The organism is Bifidobacterium parmae (assembly GCF_002860365.1).
GTDB lineage: Bacteria > Actinomycetota > Actinomycetes > Actinomycetales > Bifidobacteriaceae > Bifidobacterium > Bifidobacterium parmae.
The window spans coordinates 15,093-32,217 of sequence record NZ_NMWT01000005.1 but is presented as its reverse complement, the minus strand read 5'-3'; the positions used below and the strand labels follow the sequence as shown (position 1 = coordinate 32,217).

12 protein-coding genes are annotated in these 17,125 nt (G+C 67.3%); 10 read left to right on the top strand and 2 right to left on the bottom strand.

All coding sequences use genetic code 11. The features are described 5' to 3' along the window. Both Uis4E_RS02720 and Uis4E_RS02715 read left to right on the top strand, forming a co-directional pair. Window positions 1-1,035: a homoserine kinase gene (locus Uis4E_RS02720; RefSeq protein WP_101621745.1), complete on the top strand. Its 1,035-nt coding sequence runs from the start codon at window positions 1-3 to the stop codon at window positions 1,033-1,035. Between the two features lie 219 nt (window positions 1,036-1,254). Continuing rightward, window positions 1,255-2,703, top strand: coding sequence for a Maf family protein (locus Uis4E_RS02715; protein ID WP_101621744.1), 1,449 nt, complete (start codon window positions 1,255-1,257; stop codon window positions 2,701-2,703). Between the two features lie 25 nt (window positions 2,704-2,728). Here Uis4E_RS02715 and Uis4E_RS02710 read toward each other — a convergent pair whose 3' ends face one another. Beyond that, window positions 2,729-3,607 (bottom strand): AraC family transcriptional regulator, encoded by an 879-nt coding sequence (locus tag Uis4E_RS02710; protein WP_101621743.1) that lies wholly within the window; start codon window positions 3,605-3,607, stop codon window positions 2,729-2,731. Window positions 3,608-3,824: 217 nt separating this feature from the next. Here Uis4E_RS02710 and Uis4E_RS02705 point away from each other — a divergent pair, with 217 nt between their 5' ends. The 7 genes from Uis4E_RS02705 (at window position 3,825) to Uis4E_RS02675 (ending at window position 14,799) form a co-directional block, all read left to right on the top strand. After that, the gene (locus tag Uis4E_RS02705) at window positions 3,825-7,175 is read left to right on the top strand and encodes a DUF5107 domain-containing protein (protein WP_101621742.1); all 3,351 of its coding nucleotides are present in this window, start codon (window positions 3,825-3,827) and stop codon (window positions 7,173-7,175) included. A gap of 289 nt (window positions 7,176-7,464) precedes the next feature. Further along, window positions 7,465-8,733: an ABC transporter substrate-binding protein gene (locus tag Uis4E_RS02700; RefSeq protein WP_243394287.1), complete on the top strand. Its 1,269-nt coding sequence runs from the start codon at window positions 7,465-7,467 to the stop codon at window positions 8,731-8,733. A 37-nt stretch (window positions 8,734-8,770) separates the two neighbouring features. After that, on the top strand, window positions 8,771-9,721 hold the full coding sequence (locus Uis4E_RS02695; protein WP_101621741.1) for a carbohydrate ABC transporter permease: 951 nt from the start codon (window positions 8,771-8,773) through the stop codon (window positions 9,719-9,721). Window positions 9,722-9,753: 32 nt separating this feature from the next. Next, a complete protein-coding gene (locus Uis4E_RS02690) occupies window positions 9,754-10,587 on the top strand; it encodes a carbohydrate ABC transporter permease (protein ID WP_101621779.1) in 834 nt (277 codons plus the stop codon). An 82-nt stretch (window positions 10,588-10,669) separates the two neighbouring features. Continuing rightward, window positions 10,670-12,985, top strand: a complete 2,316-nt coding sequence (locus Uis4E_RS02685; protein WP_101621740.1) for a beta-galactosidase — start codon at window positions 10,670-10,672, stop codon at window positions 12,983-12,985. Window positions 12,986-13,090: 105 nt separating this feature from the next. Continuing rightward, window positions 13,091-14,002 carry an AraC family transcriptional regulator gene (locus tag Uis4E_RS02680; RefSeq protein WP_101621739.1) on the top strand — a complete coding sequence of 304 codons (912 nt, stop codon included), beginning with the start codon at window positions 13,091-13,093 and terminating at the stop codon, window positions 14,000-14,002. A gap of 50 nt (window positions 14,003-14,052) precedes the next feature. Further along, window positions 14,053-14,799 carry an HAD family hydrolase gene (locus Uis4E_RS02675; protein ID WP_165784817.1) on the top strand — a complete coding sequence of 249 codons (747 nt, stop codon included), beginning with the start codon at window positions 14,053-14,055 and terminating at the stop codon, window positions 14,797-14,799. On the opposite strand, the gene Uis4E_RS02670 is transcribed toward Uis4E_RS02675, so the two are convergent. Next, window positions 14,777-15,721 carry an AEC family transporter gene (locus Uis4E_RS02670; RefSeq protein WP_101621737.1) on the bottom strand — a complete coding sequence of 315 codons (945 nt, stop codon included), beginning with the start codon at window positions 15,719-15,721 and terminating at the stop codon, window positions 14,777-14,779. The genes Uis4E_RS02675 and Uis4E_RS02670 overlap by 23 nt on opposite strands. 149 nt (window positions 15,722-15,870) lie before the next feature. Between Uis4E_RS02670 and dapE the strand changes: the two genes are divergently transcribed. Then, window positions 15,871-17,076: a succinyl-diaminopimelate desuccinylase gene (dapE, locus tag Uis4E_RS02665; protein ID WP_101621778.1), complete on the top strand. Its 1,206-nt coding sequence runs from the start codon at window positions 15,871-15,873 to the stop codon at window positions 17,074-17,076. Window positions 17,077-17,125 lie beyond the last annotated feature (49 nt).

Sequence of the window (17,125 nt, the reverse complement as noted above, 5' to 3'; positions counted from 1 at the left end):
ATGAACCCCATCTGCAATCAGGTCACGGTGCGCGTGCCGGCGACCAGCGCCAACCTCGGCTCCGGCTTCGACACCGTCGGCCTCGCGCTCGACTACCACGACGAGCTCACGTTCACGCTGAACGACGATCCGGCCGACGGCGTCGCGCACGTCATCATCCACGGCGAAGGCGAGGACACGCTGCCGCGCGACGAGACGCATCTCGTCGTCTCCACGTTCCGCCGCGCCTGCGCCACGTTCGGCCTCGGACGACTCGGCTTCACGCTCGAGGCGACGAACAACATCCCGCAGGCGCGCGGCATGGGCTCGTCCGCCGAGGCGATCGTCGCCGGCATCGCCGCGGCCGCCGCGTTCGCGCAGCCCGGCACGCTCAACCGCCCCGCCATCTTCGACATGGCCGCCCAGATCGAAGGCCACCCGGACAACGTGGCGCCCGCCGTGTTCGGCGGACTCACCGTCTCCTGGGACTTCGAGACAGCGGAGGGCGTCGGCTCGGTCGCCATCCCCGGCGGCGACCCGCTGCACGGCGGCTTCCACACGGTCAACTATCCGGTCGACAAGGCGATCACCGCCGCCGTGTTCGTGCCCGACTACGAGCTGTCCACCGAGAAGGCGCGTCAGGCGCTGCCCGCCGAACTGCCGTACAAGGACGCCGTGTACAACGTCTCGCGCGTCGGGCTCCTGCCCGCCGCGATGAACCCGACCGTGCTCGCCACGACCGGCGGCGCCTCCGAGGCGGAGGGCTCCGACGCCAGCCACGAGGCGAACGCGCTGCTGTTCACCGCCACGCAGGACAAGCTGCATCAGCCGTACCGCGGCGCGCTCATGCCGCCGAGCACCGAGCTGATCCGCATGTTCCGCGCCAAGGGCTATGCGGCCGCCGTCTCCGGCGCCGGCCCGTGCGTGCTCGTCTTGCACTACGGCGACGCGCGCGAGGCCATCGACGAGATCGCCGCCGAACAGCTCGCCTCCGGGCATTGGCGCGTCCTCCACCTGCCCATCAACACCGCCGGCGTGGAAGTCGTGCGCCGGTAGTCCGTTTCGGCTCCCGCCGGCGGGAGCCGGCCGCGTCAGGCGGTCCGAGGGTGGTCGCGGCATGGTCGTAGGACCGCACGACCACCCTCAGTCTCACTTCGTTCGACAGCTCCCGCCAGCGGGAGCGGATATGTCGGATGTGTCATGTGGTTCCGTGTGGGACCACCCTCAGTCTCACTTCGTTCGACAGCTCCCGCCAGCGGGAGCGGGAAGGTATGCATGTCCATTCCGCTGATTCTCGCATCGAAGTCGAAGCCGCGCCGCGACGTGCTGTATGCGGCGGGCGTGTGCCCGACGATCCGCGTCTCGCACGTCGACGAGCCCGCCGCGCTCGAAGCGGCGGCCGCCGCCGACGGCGTCGCCGTCGACGATCTCGCCATCGAACGGCGTGTGACGATTCTCGCCGGCGCGAAGGCCGAGGCCGTGCACCGCGCGTACCGCGACATCGCGGCGACGGCGTCGGCCGCGACGGGCGAACGCGTCATCGCGTACCCGTTGCGCGCGGCGAGCGTGATCGCCGCCGACGCGCGTGCCGCGGCGGCCGGCGGCGATGGCGACGCCGACGCCGCGTCCATCGACTATTCGCGCGACGAGATCGCCACGACGCGCGACTTCTCCGGCGTGGACATGCCGACCGTCACCGAGCCGATCTCCAACGTGATCGCGCTGCAGCCGGGATTGACGCGTGCGACCGTCGGGCCGCTGATTGTCGGCTGCGATTCGATGTTCCTGCTCGACGGCGAATGCTACGGCAAGCCGCACAGCGTCGACGTGGCGCGCGAACGGCTGCGCCGCATGAGCGGGGCGACAGGCGAGCTGTGGACCGGGCATTGCGTGATCGACTTCGCGACCGGTCGCGTCGCGCGCGGCGCGAGCCACGCGACCGTGCGGTTCGGCGAGTTCACCGACCGCGACATCGAACGCTACATCGCGACCGGCGAGCCGTTGGAGGTCGCCGGATCGTTCACGCTCGAAGGCTTCGGCGGCGCGTTCATCGATGCGATCGACGGCGACCCGCACGGCATCATCGGCATCAGCCTGCCGCTGCTCCGTCGTCTCGTCGGCGAGCTCGGCGTCGACTGGACCGACCTGTGGAACGTGGCGCGCGGCGAGGACCTGCCGGGCGTGCTCGACAAGGACGGCAACGAGATCCCGCCGAAGGAGAACGTGCACCAGCCGGGCGACGGCTGGGTGGACTGCGCGTGCGGACGCAAGCATTGGGGAACGAACGGCGCGTCCGGCGTGCTGCTCGCCCGCCGCGACAAGACGAGCGGCGAGGTGACGCACGTCGTCATGCAGCACCGCGCGACATGGTCGGCGGAAGGCGGCACGTGGGGCATCCCCGGCGGCGCGACCGCGGACGGCGAATCGCCGATCGAGGGCGCGCTGCGCGAAAGCTTCGAGGAGGCGAACATCACCCCCGAGGACATCGAGGTGGTCGGCTCCTACCGCGAGGACCACGGGCCGTGGGCGTACACCACCGTGTTCGCGTTCGAGAAGCCGGGGCACGAGGTGCACCCGCGCGCGAACGACGACGAAAGCCTCGAGATCGAATGGGTGCCGATCGACGAGGTGCCGAACCGGAAGCTCCTGACGGCGATGAAGACCGACTGGCCGCGCTTCGACGCGCGGCTCAGGTCACTCGCCGCGGCCGCCCGCGAACGGTAGACGCGGCGGACTTCTCCGCGGCGTCTCAGGAACCATCCGCCCCGGCGCCGATCCGCAGGGACTCGGCGCGGAAGCGGATGGGGGAGACGCCGTTCTTGCGTTTGAACGCGGCGCAGAACGCGGAGGTGTCGGTGAAGCCGCACTCCTCGCACAGACGCTTCAGCGGCATGTCCGAATTGATGAGCAGATACTTCGCCGCGTGCATGCGCGCGTCCATGATGTAGGCGTGCGGCGTGTACCCGGTCTCCTTCTTGAACACGCGGATGAAATGGTATTCGCTCATGTAGGCCATCGCCGCCAGCTCGCCGATCGGCAGCGGATCGCCCAGATGGTTCGAGATGTAGGTGAGCACGTCCTCGATGGCGTGCGGCTGGCGCTGCGCCGAGACGCCGGCGTCGGACGCGGCGACGGCGAACTCGGTGAGGATGTCGGTGATGTGCTTCGCCATCTGCGGCTCCGAGATGCGCGCGCCGGCGTGGAACGTGTCGTAGATCGCGTTGAGACGCGTCAGCGCGTAGCCCGGATCCTTGAGCGTGAACGTGACGCCGAGGCGCGAGACGATCAGATCGTGGTAGGCGCGCGCCATCGCGCCGTCGAAATGCATCCACAGCACGTCGCTCGGCTCGTCGGTGCCGTAGGCGTGATGGGCGTAGCAGTCGATCAGCGCGAAATCCCCCTTCGCGGCGTGGGCGGTGCCCTGCGCGGTCGTGACGTCGAACGAGCCGCGGCGGATCGCCATGAGCAGGAAGCTGTCGAACGAGCCGCGCTCCTGCCGGTAGCCGGCCTCGTAGCGGAACGAGCCGACGCGCAGCGGGTAGAGGAACGTGCGCAGCGCGGTTTTGCTGGGCGTGTAGATGTAGAATTCGGAGCCCTCGTCGAGGATGCCGTGTTCGGCCGGTTTCATGGGTCTCCTTCCTTGGATGGACAGTGTCGTCCGATGGTTGCCAGTATAGCGGTTTGGGCGGGTTTTGCATCCGCAATTTTTTCATACGGGGGAGCAGGAAAACTGTAAAAACCCTTGAAAAACGGCTTTAGGCTGGTAGGCAAGTAATCAACAAATTACCAATGCATGCGTGCGATGCGGCAATCGCGTGCAATGGCCTCCAGCGAAGGAGCACATCATGGCCGTGACCATCAAGGACACCGTCATCACGATCCCCACCTACGGGATCGGCGCGGCGGACAAGAATCCGGAGTTCATCGAGAAGCGCGTCTACCAGGGCAGCTCGGGCCGCGTCTACCCGTACCCGGTGATCGAGACGATCAGCGACGAGAAGCATGACCAGGACTACAAGGCCGTCATCATCGAGAACGAATACCTCGAGGTGACCGTCCTGCCCGAGCTCGGCGGCCGCATCCAGTACGCGAAGGACAAGACCAACGACTATGATTTCGTCTACCGCAACGACGTCATCAAGCCCGCGCTCGTCGGCCTCACCGGCCCGTGGATCTCCGGCGGCATCGAGTTCAACTGGCCGCAGCACCACCGTCCGACCACCTACCTGCCGGTCGACTACGCGGTCAAGGACCTGCCGGACGGCGGCAAGGCCGTGCAGTGCCACGACACCGACCAGATGTACGGCACCCAGGTCGTCACCACGATCGCCCTGCACCCGGGCAAGGCGTACATCGAGATCTCCGCCCAGCTGTACAACGGCACCGCGCTGCCGCAGACCTTCCTGTGGTGGGCGAACCCGGCCGTGCCCGTCAACGAGCACACGAAGACCGTGATGCCGCCGGACGTGACCGCCGTCATGGACCACGGCAAGCGCGACGTCTCCCGCTACCCGATCGCCACCGGCACCTACTACAAGCACGACTACTCCGAGGGCGTCGACATCGGCCGCTACAAGAACGTGCCGGTCCCGACCAGCTACATGGCCGCGCACTCCGACTACAACTTCGTCGGCGGCTACGACTTCCACGAGCAGGCCGGCATCCTGCACATCGCCGACCACCACGTGAGCCCCGGCAAGAAGCAGTGGACGTGGGGCAACGGCGACTTCGGCCGCGCATGGGACCGCAACCTGACCGACGCCAACGGCCCGTACGTCGAGCTCATGACCGGCGTCTTCACCGACAACCAGCCCGACTTCACCTGGCTCAAGCCGTACGAGGGCAAGACCTTCACCCAGTACTTCATGCCGTACAAGGCCGTCGGCCAGGTCAAGAACGCCTCCATCGACGCGGCCGTCAACCTGGAGATCGGCCCCGAGGACACGTTCGGCGCGGCCGGCGAGACCGAAGGCATCGAGGCGCAGGGTCTCAAGGCCGGTCAGGGCCGCGTGACCGTGTACGCGACCGCCGTGTACGAGAACGCCACCGTCACCGTCACGACCAAGGACGGCGACGTGCTGTACTCCTACAACGGACGGATCAGCCCGACGGACACCGTGCGCGCCGAGTTCGAGACCGGCGGCGCCGCGGCGACCGACATCACCGCCACCGTGAAGGCCGCCGACGGCACCGTGCTCATCGACTACACCCCGCAGCCCAAGAAGATCGAGAAGCTGCCCGAACCGGCGAAGGCCGCCGACAATCCGGAGAGCATCCTCACCAACGAGGAGCTGCTGCTCGCCGGCCTGCACCTCGAACAGTACCGCCACGCCACCTACATGCCCGACCCGTACTACCTCGAAGGCCTCAAGCGCGACCCGGAGGACGCCCGCATCAACAACGCGTACGGCCGCCTGCTGCTGCGCCGCGGCGTGTTCGCACAGGCCGAAGTCCGCTTCCGCACCGCCATCAAGCGTCTCACCAAGCACAACACGCAGCCGTACGACTCCGAGCCGCACTACAACCTCGGCCTCGCGCTGCTCTTCCAAGGCGAGGACGACAAGGCGTTCGACGCCTTCTACAAGGCGACGTGGGACGACACCCAGAAGGAACGCGCCTTCCTCTACCTGGCCGCCATCGCCGCCCGCCGCGGCGACTACGCCGAAGCGCTCGGATACGTGGAGAACTCGCTCACCCGCAACACGATGAACATCAAGGCCCGAGGCCTTCGCGCCTACCTGCTGCGCAGGCTCGGCCGCGCCGACGAGGCGGCCGCCGCGCTCGACGGGAACCTCAAGATCGACCGCTTCGACTTCGTGTCCGGCTACGAGCGCGCGCTCGCCGGCGTGGACGGCGCCGCCGCCGAACTCAAGGGCCTCATGCGCGGCTTCCACGAGAACTACCTGCAGGCCGCCCGCGACTACGCCCTCTTCGGCGCGTACGACGAGGCGCTGCAGCTGCTCGCGCAGGCCGACCAGACCAAGCCGATGGTCAGGTACTACGAGGGCTACTACCTCGCCAGGCTCGGCCGTGACGAGGAGGCCAAGGCCGCCTTCGAAGCCGCCGAAGCCGCCCCGAGCGACTACTGCTTCCCGAACAAGCTCGAGGACATCGCCCCGCTCGAGAAGGCCATCGAGACCGTGGACGGCGCGAAGGCCCCCTACTACCTCGGCTGCCTGTACTACGACAAGGTCCAGGCCGAGAAGGCCATCGCCCTGTGGGAGCGTTCGCGCGACCTCGACCCGAGCTTCCCGACCGTGCACCGCAACCTCGCGCTCGCCTACTACAACAAGCGCGGCGACGCCGCCTCCGCCGAACGCGAGATCGAGGAGGCCTACCGCCTCGACGAATCCGACGCCCGCGTCTTCCTCGAACTCGACCAGCTGCACCGCAAGATCGGCTGGACCTACGCCCGCCGCCTCGCCGAATTCGAGAAGCACCCCGACGTGGTCGCCGAACGCGACGACCTGTTCATCGAATACCTGACCGTGCTCAACCTCACCGGCAACCACGCGAAGGCCTACAAGCTGATGGGCGAACGCCGCTTCCACCCGTGGGAGGGCGGCGAAGGCAAGGTCACCGGCCAGTACCGCATCGCCCTCACCCTGCTCGCCAAGGACGCCATGGCCGCCGGCGACTGGGCGAAGGCCAAGGAGCTGCTCGTCAGGACGCTCGCCTACCCGGAGAACCTCGGCGAAGGCAAGCTCGAAGGCCAGAAGGACAACGACATCCACTACTACCTCGGCGTGGTCGAACGCCATCTGGGCGACGAGGACGCGGCCCGCGCCGAATTCCGCCAGGCCACGATCGGCCCCGACGAGGTGAAGGGCGCGATGTACTACAACGACCAGCCCGCCGAGATGATCCTCTTCCAGGGCCTCGCCCACAAGGCGCTCGGCGAGGAGGGTCCGGCCAACGCCCGCTTCTACCGCCTGCTCGACTACGGCGAGCAGCACCTCGACGACCAGGTCAGGATCGACTACTTCGCCGTCTCGCTGCCCGACTTCCTCATCTTCGAGAACGACTACACGAAGATGAACCGCATCCACTGCCTGTACCTGATGGCGCTCGCGAACATCGGCACCGGCGACAAGGCCAAGGCCGCGGAGTTCCTGCACGAGGCGACGGCCCTCGACCCGAGCCACATCCAGGCGAACCTGTTCGCCGAGGAGCTGGCCGACCGCCACGTGCTGTGACGCGGTTCCCCGCGACGTGACCCCCGTGGAGGGCGGGGCGCATGCCATAACGGCGTGCGCCCCGCCCTCCACGCGTCTGCCGGCAAGCAGTTTTTCACTATACGAAGAGAGACGAAGACAGCAATTTTTCACTATTCCAAGTCAAGGAAAATAGAGAAACGGCCGCGCTGCAATCGTACACTGGAATCATTCACCACGCTGGATCGCATACGAACCATCAACGACGACGTAGACGGAATCCGGCGGTTTTTATCAACGCCGGAACGGTCCGGCGAGATAGGAGAGAACAATGATGTCGCGCAACATGAAGACGATGATCGCCGCCGCGGCCGCCGTCGCGATGCTCGCACCGCTCGGCGCGTGCGGCTCCAGCTCCGCCGACTCGGATCCGAACACGCTCACCTTCTTCGCGAACAACACGCAGGACGCCTACCAGCCGGTGCTCGACGCGTTCGCCAAGAAGTACCCGGACATCAAGGTGAAGTTCAGCACCACCAACGGCTCCCAGGGCGGCTACCAGCAGGTCCTCCAGACCCGCATCTCCGGCGGCAAGCTCACCGACGTGTTCGTGCTGCCGCCTGAGCAGCTCTCCGACATGGTCGACAACCAGCTCGCGCTCGACCTGACCGACGAGGCCTTCATGAAGTCCATCCCCGAGGCCAACAAGGCCCCGTACTCGCAGGACGGCAAGACCTACGGCATGTCCGTATCCACGTGGATCAACGCGCTGGCGTTCAACAAGGACCTGCTCAAGAAGGCCGGCTACGACGCGATCCCCGCCACGTGGGACGAGTTCATCGACATGCTCAAGAAGATCAAGAAGACCGAGCCGGACGTCACCCCGTACCTGGAGGCGAAGGACGGCCTCGGCATCCCGGTCGAGGGCTGGCTCGGCGAGGAGTCCGCCGCCGACAACGACGGCAAGATGCTCGACCAGTCCATCACCGACGGCGAGACCACGTTCGAGAAGACCTACGGTCCGCTGTACACCGCATGGTCGAAGCTATTCAAGGAGGACGTGATGACCTCCGACGTGACCGGCATCTCCGCCGACCAGATGCGCACCGAGTTCACGTCCGGACGCCTCGCCGTCATGGCCTCCGGCGCCTGGGACGTCCCCACGTTCAAGGACAGCGGCATCGACTTCGAGTTCGGCACCGTGCCGATGCTCACGAAGGACCAGGAACAATACACGCCGGGCGCCGCCGACCCGTCGTTCGCGATCAACGCCAAGATCGGCGGGCAGAAGCTCGAGAACGCGAAGAAGTTCCTCGCCTTCCTCGCCTCGCCCGAAGGCCTGAAGGCCTACCAGGACGGCACCGGCAACATCCCGGTCGTCGAAGGCTACGACGCCGAGATCGACCCCAGCTTCCAGAACGTGTACGACACCTACATGAAGACCGGCCACGTCTACCTCAACACGCTCGGCTGGCCCGCCAAGGGACGCACCGCCCTGCGCGCCGAGACCTTCAGCCAGCTCCAGCAGGTCGCGATGGGCTCCATCGACGGCACGACCGCGGCGAAGAACCTCGACGGCAAGCTCCAGTCCTACAAGTGATCGCCACGCGATCCGTCCCCACGAAAAAGGCATAGCCATGTCCGATCCATCGACCGAAACCGTCCACGGCAAAGCCCGCAGACGCCGCAACCTCGCGGAGAACCTGACCTCGCTCGGATTCCTCGCCCCCATCCTGCTCGTGTACGTCGTCATCATGCTCGTCCCGTTCGCGCAGAGCATCGTCTACAGCTTCACCGACTACGGCGGCTACGACTTCGCCACCGCGAAGTTCGTCGGCTTCGACAACTACGTGCAGATCTTCCACGATCCGACCCTGCTCAACGGCCTCGGCTTCACGCTCATGTACACGATCCTCACCACCGTGCTCATCACCGCGATCGCGTTGCCGCTGGCCGTGGTCCTCAACAAGAGGTTCTTCGGACGAGACTTCGTGCGCTCCGTGTTCTTCTTCCTGTCCGTGCCGTCCATGGTCGTGCTCGGCCTGGTCTGGCAGTACATCTTCTCTCCGATGAAGACCGGCGCGGTCAACATGATCCTCGACAGGCTCGGCTTCGACACCGTGCCGTTCCTCTCCCAGCCGGGATGGGCGAAGTTCTGCGTGATCTTCATCGCCGTGTGGGCGCAGATCGGCTGGCACGCCACCCTGTACCTCGCCTACCTGCAGGCCGTGCCCGCCGACCTCTACGAGCAGGCGCAGGTGGACGGCGCCTCCACCTGGCAGCAGTTCACGAACATCACGCTGCCGCAGATGGTCCCCGCGATGGGCGTGTCCGTGTTCATGCTCCTCACCGGCGGCCTCAAGGTCTACGACCTGCCGTTCGCGTTGACCTCCGGCGGCCCCGGCTCCTCCACCTACACCGTCACCCAGTCCATCATCGTCACCGGCATCGGCTCGGGCCGCTACGGCATCGGCTCGGGCCGCTACGGCATCGGCTCCGCGCTCGGCGTCGTGTTCTTCATCTGCTGCGTCGTCCTCGTCGCCCTCCAGCAGGTCGCCACCAACGCAATCGAAAAGAGGCTGTCATGAGCAAGGCAAGCAAGAGCAAGACGGGCGGGCGCATGAGCATGGGGCAGCGCAAGCGCCTCCACGCCGGCATCCTGTCGGTGGTGATGATCCTTCTCGCGCTGATCTGCGCCATCCCGCTGTACATCGTCATCGTCAACACGTTCAAGAACTCGGCGGACATGTCGCTCGACCCGTTCGGCCTGCCCAAGGCCCCCACGTTCGAGAACTACGTGTACGCGTTCGAGAATCTGCCGATCGTCCAGGCGACCGTCAACACGATCGTCGTCACCGTCGTCTCCGTGGCGCTGATGGTGCTCATCGGCTCGCTCGCCGCCTACGGCATGGTCCAGAAGAAGAGCAAATTCACCGCCGCCATCGGCTCGTTCCTGCTGCTCTCCTTCGTGCTGCCCGGCCAGGTGCTGCTCATCCCGCAGTACAAGATGGAGTCCTCGCTCGGCCTCGTCGACTCGCTGCTCGGCCTCGTCGTGCTGTACACCGGCGCCTCCACGTTCTGCTACTTCCTCATCGTCAACTACATGCGCGGCCTGCCGCAGGAGCTGTTCGAGGCCGCCCGCCTCGACGGCGCGAGCTCCCTGCGCATCTTCTGGCAGATCGTTCTGCCGCTGTGCCGTCCGATCCTCGCCACCGTGATCGTGTTCGAGACGATGTGGACGTGGAACGACTTCATGACGCCGAACATCTACATCTCCTCCGTCGAGAAGCAGACCCTCGTCCTCCAGGTGTTCAACGCGATGGGACAGTTCACCACCAACTGGCCGCTGTTCATGACCATCACGTTCATCGCCCTCGTCCCTGTGTTCGTCTTCTTCATCTTCTGCCAGAAGTGGATCGTCTCCGGCCTCGTCGCCGGATCGGTCAAGGGCTGACGCCCCGTCCTCCCGCCGGCGGGAACCGTTCTTCCTCATCCCGCCGGCGGGTCCACAACCCGCAATCAAGAAAAGGCTTCCCATGACCCTCAACACCCTCGACCTCACCGGCTTCGAGCCGAAGCGGATCGTCCCGTTCCCCATCACCCGCAACGATTGGGGCGTCGCCCCCGACGGCACCGCCATCGACTTCACCAACTACTACATGACCTTCGACGGCAAGCCGTTCTACGGCGTGTGCGGCGAGTTCCACTATTCGCGCATGAGCCCGGACCGCTGGGACGCGCAGCTCGCGAAGATGGCCGCCGGCGGCGTCAACGTGGTCGCCACCTACGTGTTCTGGAACCACCACGAGGAGCACGAGAACGAGTGGGACTTCACCGGACGCCGCGACCTGCGCCGCTTCGTGCGGCTGTGCGCCCGGCACGGGCTCAAGGTGATCGTCCGCCTCGGGCCCTTCGACCACGGCGAGGTGCGCAACGGCGGCATCCCCGACTGGATGTACGGCAAGCCGTACGAGGTGCGTTCCATGGACCCCGGCTTCCTGGAGAAGGTGCACGACCTGTACGCGCACATCGCCGCCCAGCTCGACGGCCTCTACTTCAAGGACGGCGGTCCGATCGTCGCCGCCCAGCTCGACAACGAGTACATGCACTCGTCCGCGCCGTGGGAGATGACCACCGGCATCTCGGACGAGTGGGTGCCCGGCGGCCACGACGGCTTCGACTACGTGCACGCGCTGCGCCGCATCGCCGAGGAGGAGGGCATCTCCGTGCCGTTCTACACGAACACCGGCTGGGGCGGCTCCCCGGTGCCCGACGACGTGCTGCCCCTGTGGGGCGGCTACGCGTACCGCCCGTGGCTGTTCTACGGCGACGCCGGCGAACACCCCGTCACCGACGAGTACCTGTACCGCGACTTCCACGCCAACGACTGCCCCCGCGGCGAGGAGTTCGACCCCACCTACGAGCCGGAATCGAAGCCGTACGCCTGCTGCGAGATGGGCGGCGGCATGTTCAGCTCGTACAACTACCGGTTCGTCCTGCCCATGAAGTCCGTGGACGCGATGGCCAACATCAAGATGGCGTCCGGCTGCAACTTCCTCGGCTACTACATGTTCCAGGGCGGTTCGAACCCGATCGGCGACGGCGTCTACCTCAACGAGAGCCAGACCCCGAAGATCTCCTACGACTTCCAGGCGGCGCTCGGCGAGTTCGGTCAGGCGCGCGAATCGTACCGCCGCTGCAAGGCCCTCCACTACTTCGGACTCGCGTTCGCCGACCGCCTGTGCCCGCTCGGCGTGGCCGTCCCCGACGGCCAGACCGCGATCGACCCGCGCGACAAGGGCACGCTGCGCTGGTGCGTGCGCACCGACGGCGAACACGGCTTCGTCTTCATCGACAACTTCCAGGACCACGACACGATGACGGCCAAGAAGGACGAGACCATCGCGATCACGCTCGCCGACGGCGCGACCGTCACGTTCGACGGCGTCTCGCTCGCCGCGGACGAGAACTGCGTGCTGCCGTTCCACATGGACCTGGACGGCGTCCTGCTCGAAGCCGCCACCGCGCAGCCGGTCACCGTGATCGGGACGCCGGGCTCGTCGCGCCGCACGTTCGTCTTCCTGCGCCCCGACGGCATGGACGACTGCTGGTTCCGGTTCGCCGGCGGCGACGTGCGGCATGTCGCCGCCGACGCCGACCTCGAACGGTTCGAGGCGCGCGACGACGCCGGCCACGCGGTCGACATCGTGTGCGTCAGCCGCGCCAAGGCCGACACGATGACCGTCATCGGCGGCGAGGCGCTCGTCTTCGCCGGCGCGCCGGTCGCGCAGGATCCGGCGCGACCGAGCATCGTCAACGACGGCGCCGTCGTCTACGAGACCGGCGGACGCCTCGTCGTCGAATCGACCACGGCGAACGTCGACGTCACCGCCTATCCGGACGGCTACCTCGCCTCCCGCACCGTCACGCGCGAACCCGTGCGCGCCGCCGCGACCGTCACGCGGCTGTCCGACACGCGCTACCTCATCGACCTGCCGGACACGCTCGTCGACGCGCTCGCGGACGGCGCGGCGCGCGGCGACGGCATGGCCGACGCGCGCCTGCGCATCCGCTACGCCGGCGACATCGGCTGGCTGTGGTGCGACGGCGTGCTCGTCGACGACAACTTCGCGAACGGCGACACCTGGGAGGTGGGATTGCGCGACTGCGCGTCCCGTCTCGCCGACGCCCGCGGCCGGCTCGTCCTGACCATCACGCCGATCCGCGAAGGCGCGAACGTCAACGTCGAGTCCGCGATGGCCGCGCGCATGGAACGCGCCGACGGACGCATCGCCGCACTCGAATCGGTCGAGGTCACGCCCGTCTACGAGACCGCGCTGCGCAAGGCGTAGCCGGCCGGGCGGCGCCACCAGCGCGAGACCGCGCAAGGCCGGCCTCCCGCTCCCCGCGCTACACTGGGAAACCGGTGCGACGCGGGAGAGCGAGGAGGCTGGCCGATGGACATCAACGAGATCGAATACGCCGACGCGGCCGAACACCTCGTATGGGCCGACAGCTACGACTACTACGTGCACACGCCCAGCCTCGTCGCGCGCGACACGTTCCTCTACCCGCTGCAGACCGGACTGTACCGCTACCGGCCGGGCCACACCACCGAACGCGCCGCCTACGACAGCTTCCTCATCATGTACCTCAACAGCGGGTCGTTCACGTTCCGCACCGGGGAGGGGAAGGAGGAAAGCCTCGCGCACGCCGGCGATTTCGCGCTGCTCGACTGCTACGCGTACCACTACTACCGGGCGCTGGAGGAAAGCGACGTGCTGTGGCTGCACTTCGACGGGAAGGCGGCGCGGCCGTACTACGACGCGATCCACGCCCGGTTGGGCACGGCCTTCGCGCTGAGGAACCCCGCGTACGCGATCAACCGGCTGGCGCGCATCCACGAGGTGTTCGCCGACGGGGAACGCATCTGCGAGCCCGTCCTCGGCAAGACCATCAACGACATCCTGTGCGAGATGCTGGCCCCCGAGAACACGATCGAGGCGGAACGGCGGCAGGAGCAGGACGACATCCGCCGCGTCGTCGCATACATCGGCCGGCACCTCGACGAGCCGCTGCCCGTCGCCGACCTGGCGGCGCTCGCCTACATGGGCGAATACAACTTCATCCGCGTGTTCAAGGCGCAGACCGGATACACGCCGCACGCCTACGTCATGCAGGCGCGCATCGACGCCGCACAGTACCTGCTCGCCAACACGGACGCGGGGCTGAAGGAGATCTGCGCCACATGCGGGTTCTCCTCGCCGTCCGTGCTGTGCGCCGCGTTCAAACGCAGGACCGGGGTATCGCCGCTGGCGTTCCGCCGCGGCGGCAGGACGGCGACGGAACCGGCGGAATCCGCGGCGTGACCGGTGTGACCGTCGTGACTGGCGGCATGCGGCCCACGGAAAGGAACGACATGAACGGGACAGACGCCACGCCGCGCATCGCCATCACCGTGGGCGGCCACACATACGAGACGCGGGCCGTGCTGTGGGACCTCGACGGCACGCTCGTCGACTCCGACCCGATGTGGGTGGAGGCCGAACGCCGGTGCGCCGAACGCCACGGCGTCGCCTGGAGCGACGCGTTGAGCCGCGCGATGACCGCCGCGCCGCTGCCCGTCTGCGCGCGCGTCCTGCGCGAGGCCGGCGTGGGGGAGAGCGCCGAAACGGTGATACGGGGACTCGTCGCCGACGTGACCGCCATGTACGAGGCGGGCGCGGGGAGCGGGGCGGATCGCGGCGCGGGCGGCTCCTCCATCCCGTGGACGCCGGGAGCGTGGGATCTGATGCTCGCCCTGCGGGCCGCATCCGTGCCGTCCGTGCTCGTCACCGGATCGCCCCGCTCGCTCGGGGAACGCGTCATCGCCGCCGCGCCCGCCGGCGTGTTCGCGGGACTGGTCGCCGGCGACGACGGGCTCGCGCACAAACCCGACCCCGCGCCCTACCTCGCCGGCGCACGGCTGGCCGGCGCCGACCCGCGCTACTGCCTCGTCTTCGAGGATTCGGCCGGAGGGCTCACGGCCGCGCTCGCCGCCGGAGCGCAGGCGGTCGGCGTCGAGGCGTGCGCGCGCGTGCCGCTTCCGCGCGACCTCGGATGCCCGATCGTGGAGTCGCTGGAGGGAATCGACCTGGCGCGGCTCAGCTCAGCAGCGCCGCGATGATCGCGATGAAGACCGGGCTGGTCATCGTGCTCATCAGGATGCCGTCCCTCGCGAACGTGAGACCGACGTTGTAGCGGGCCGCGTAGTTGTACACGTTCTGGCCGGTCGGCAGGGCGGCGAGCACGACGCACGCGTACAGCTCCGGGCCGCGGAAGCCCATCATGAAGTAGGCGAGCAGGAACGCGATGACCGGCATCACGACGTTCTTCAACGCCGCCACCGTGAAGATCGCCGGGATGTCGCCCTTCTGCTGCAGCGGCCGCGTGCCGTGCAGCGACATGCCGAACGCCATCAGGATCATCGGCACCGCCGACTCGCCGATCATGTTGATCGGATCGTAGATGTAGTTCGGCACGGGGAACCAGCCCAGCTTCGCGTTCAACGCGGAGACCACGATGCCGAGCAGCGAGCCGATGAGCAGCGGCTGGTGCAGCGGCTGCTTCGCGATCTCCTTGAGCGAGACCTTGCCCTTCGTCGTCACGTCGAGCACCGTCAGGCCGATCGGCGTGAACAGCGCCTGCTGCATGACGAGGATCGGGGCGACGAGCGCGCCGTTGCCGAGGATGTACGTGGCCACCGGCAGGCCGATGTTGTTCGAGTTCAGGTACAGCGAGTTCAACGCGCCGATCGTCGCATCCGGGGCCTTCAGATGGAAGAACATGCGGTTGAGGATGAGGAACACGACGCCGACGAGCATGGCCGACAGGAACGCCACGATGATCGACGGGTGGAAGATGTCGAAGATCGGCTCCTTCGACAGGATCGCGAACATCAGGCACGGGCTCGACACGAAGAACGAGAAGCGGTTGAGCACCATCTGCGCGCTCGGACCGCCGATGCGCATGCGCGCCGCCACATAGCCCACGAAAATCACGATGCCGATGACGCAGAACCCCTGCATCGCGCTCAACAGACCAGGCATACCCGTGAAGACCCTCTTTCCTCGTGATTCCTCGTGATTCCTTGTGAATCGTCATCTAGAGTGTGGCACAGAACCGTGCGCGCGGCCGTGAAATCTCACCCAATGGTAAGAGGAATCACATTCCACGCCCCGCCGTTAGGATGGTCGGCATGACGCTTTCCCTGAACACCGCCGCGCCGCGCGGCGAACAGCTCGAATCCCTGCTCGACCAGATCATGGGCGTGTACTCCGTCAGCGACGACGAGACCGCGCTCGCCGACGACATCGAGGCGTTCCTCAAGGAATACCCGCATCTCGACGTGCGACGCCACGGCGATACGATCGTCGCCTCGACCGCGTTCGGCAGGCCGAGTCGCGTGATTCTCGCCGGGCACATCGACACGGTGCCGGTCATCGACAACTTCCCGCCGAAGTGGCTCGAACCCGGCGATCCGCTCATCCGCGGGGACGTGGCCGCCGCGCACCCCGGAGAACGTGTGCTGTGGGGCCGCGGCGCCACCGATATGAAGGCGTCCGACGCGGTCATGCTCCATCTCGCCGCCACGCTCGACGGCTCCACGCCCGAGACCACCCCGAAGGCCGACCTCACGTTCGTGTTCTACGACCACGAGGAGGTCGCCGCCGAGAAGAACGGCCTGAGGAAGGTCGTCGAAAGCCACCCCGACTGGATCGCAGGCGATTTCGCGATCATCGGCGAGCCGACCAACTGCGGCATCGAGGGCGGTTGCAACGGCACGATCCGCTTCGACGTGGTCACGCACGGCGTGGCAGCGCACTCCGCCCGCGCGTGGATGGGCGAGAACGCGATCCACAAGGCGGCCGGCATCCTCAACCGTCTCGCCGCCTACGAGCCGGCGGACGTGGAGGTGGACGGCCTCGTCTACCGCGAGGGCCTCAACGCCACGCTCATCTCCGGCGGCAAGGGCACGAACGTGATTCCCGACGAGTGCCGCGTGCACGTCAACTACCGGTTCGCCCCGGACAAGACGCTGGCCGAGGCGAAGGCCCTCATGATGGGCGCCGACGCGGGTGCCGAACTCGGCAACGGCGAGCATGTCGCCACCGGCGGCGTGTTCGAGGGCTACGGCATCGAGATGAAGGACGAGTCGCCGTCCGCCCGTCCGGGCATGGACGCGCCGCTCGCCGTCTCCCTTGCCGATCTGGTGCGCGAACGCACCGGCCGCGAGCCGCTTGCGAAACTCGGGTGGACCGATGTGGCCCGGTTCTCGCAGCTCGGCATCCCCGCGGTGAACCTCGGCGCCGGCGATCCGCTGCTCGCCCACAAGCACGACGAACAGCTGCCCGCCTCCGAGCTTCCCCTCCTCGCCGACATCCTCCTCGCCTGGCTCGTCTGAGCTCTGTGGCGGCTCGGCCGTCGGTCCGTCCGAGCCATGAGCCAAGCCG

Coding starts and splice junctions, on each gene's coding strand:
- Uis4E_RS02720 (WP_101621745.1), top strand. CDS start 1: ATGAACCCCATCTGCAATCAGGTCACGGTGCGCGTGCCGGCGACCAGC.
- Uis4E_RS02715 (WP_101621744.1), top strand. CDS start 1,255: ATGTCCATTCCGCTGATTCTCGCATCGAAGTCGAAGCCGCGCCGCGAC.
- Uis4E_RS02710 (WP_101621743.1), bottom strand. CDS start 3,607: ATGAAACCGGCCGAACACGGCATCCTCGACGAGGGCTCCGAATTCTAC.
- Uis4E_RS02705 (WP_101621742.1), top strand. CDS start 3,825: ATGGCCGTGACCATCAAGGACACCGTCATCACGATCCCCACCTACGGG.
- Uis4E_RS02700 (WP_243394287.1), top strand. CDS start 7,465: ATGATGTCGCGCAACATGAAGACGATGATCGCCGCCGCGGCCGCCGTC.
- Uis4E_RS02695 (WP_101621741.1), top strand. CDS start 8,771: ATGTCCGATCCATCGACCGAAACCGTCCACGGCAAAGCCCGCAGACGC.
- Uis4E_RS02690 (WP_101621779.1), top strand. CDS start 9,754: ATGAGCATGGGGCAGCGCAAGCGCCTCCACGCCGGCATCCTGTCGGTG.
- Uis4E_RS02685 (WP_101621740.1), top strand. CDS start 10,670: ATGACCCTCAACACCCTCGACCTCACCGGCTTCGAGCCGAAGCGGATC.
- Uis4E_RS02680 (WP_101621739.1), top strand. CDS start 13,091: ATGGACATCAACGAGATCGAATACGCCGACGCGGCCGAACACCTCGTA.
- Uis4E_RS02675 (WP_165784817.1), top strand. CDS start 14,053: ATGAACGGGACAGACGCCACGCCGCGCATCGCCATCACCGTGGGCGGC.
- Uis4E_RS02670 (WP_101621737.1), bottom strand. CDS start 15,721: ATGCCTGGTCTGTTGAGCGCGATGCAGGGGTTCTGCGTCATCGGCATC.
- dapE (WP_101621778.1), top strand. CDS start 15,871: ATGACGCTTTCCCTGAACACCGCCGCGCCGCGCGGCGAACAGCTCGAA.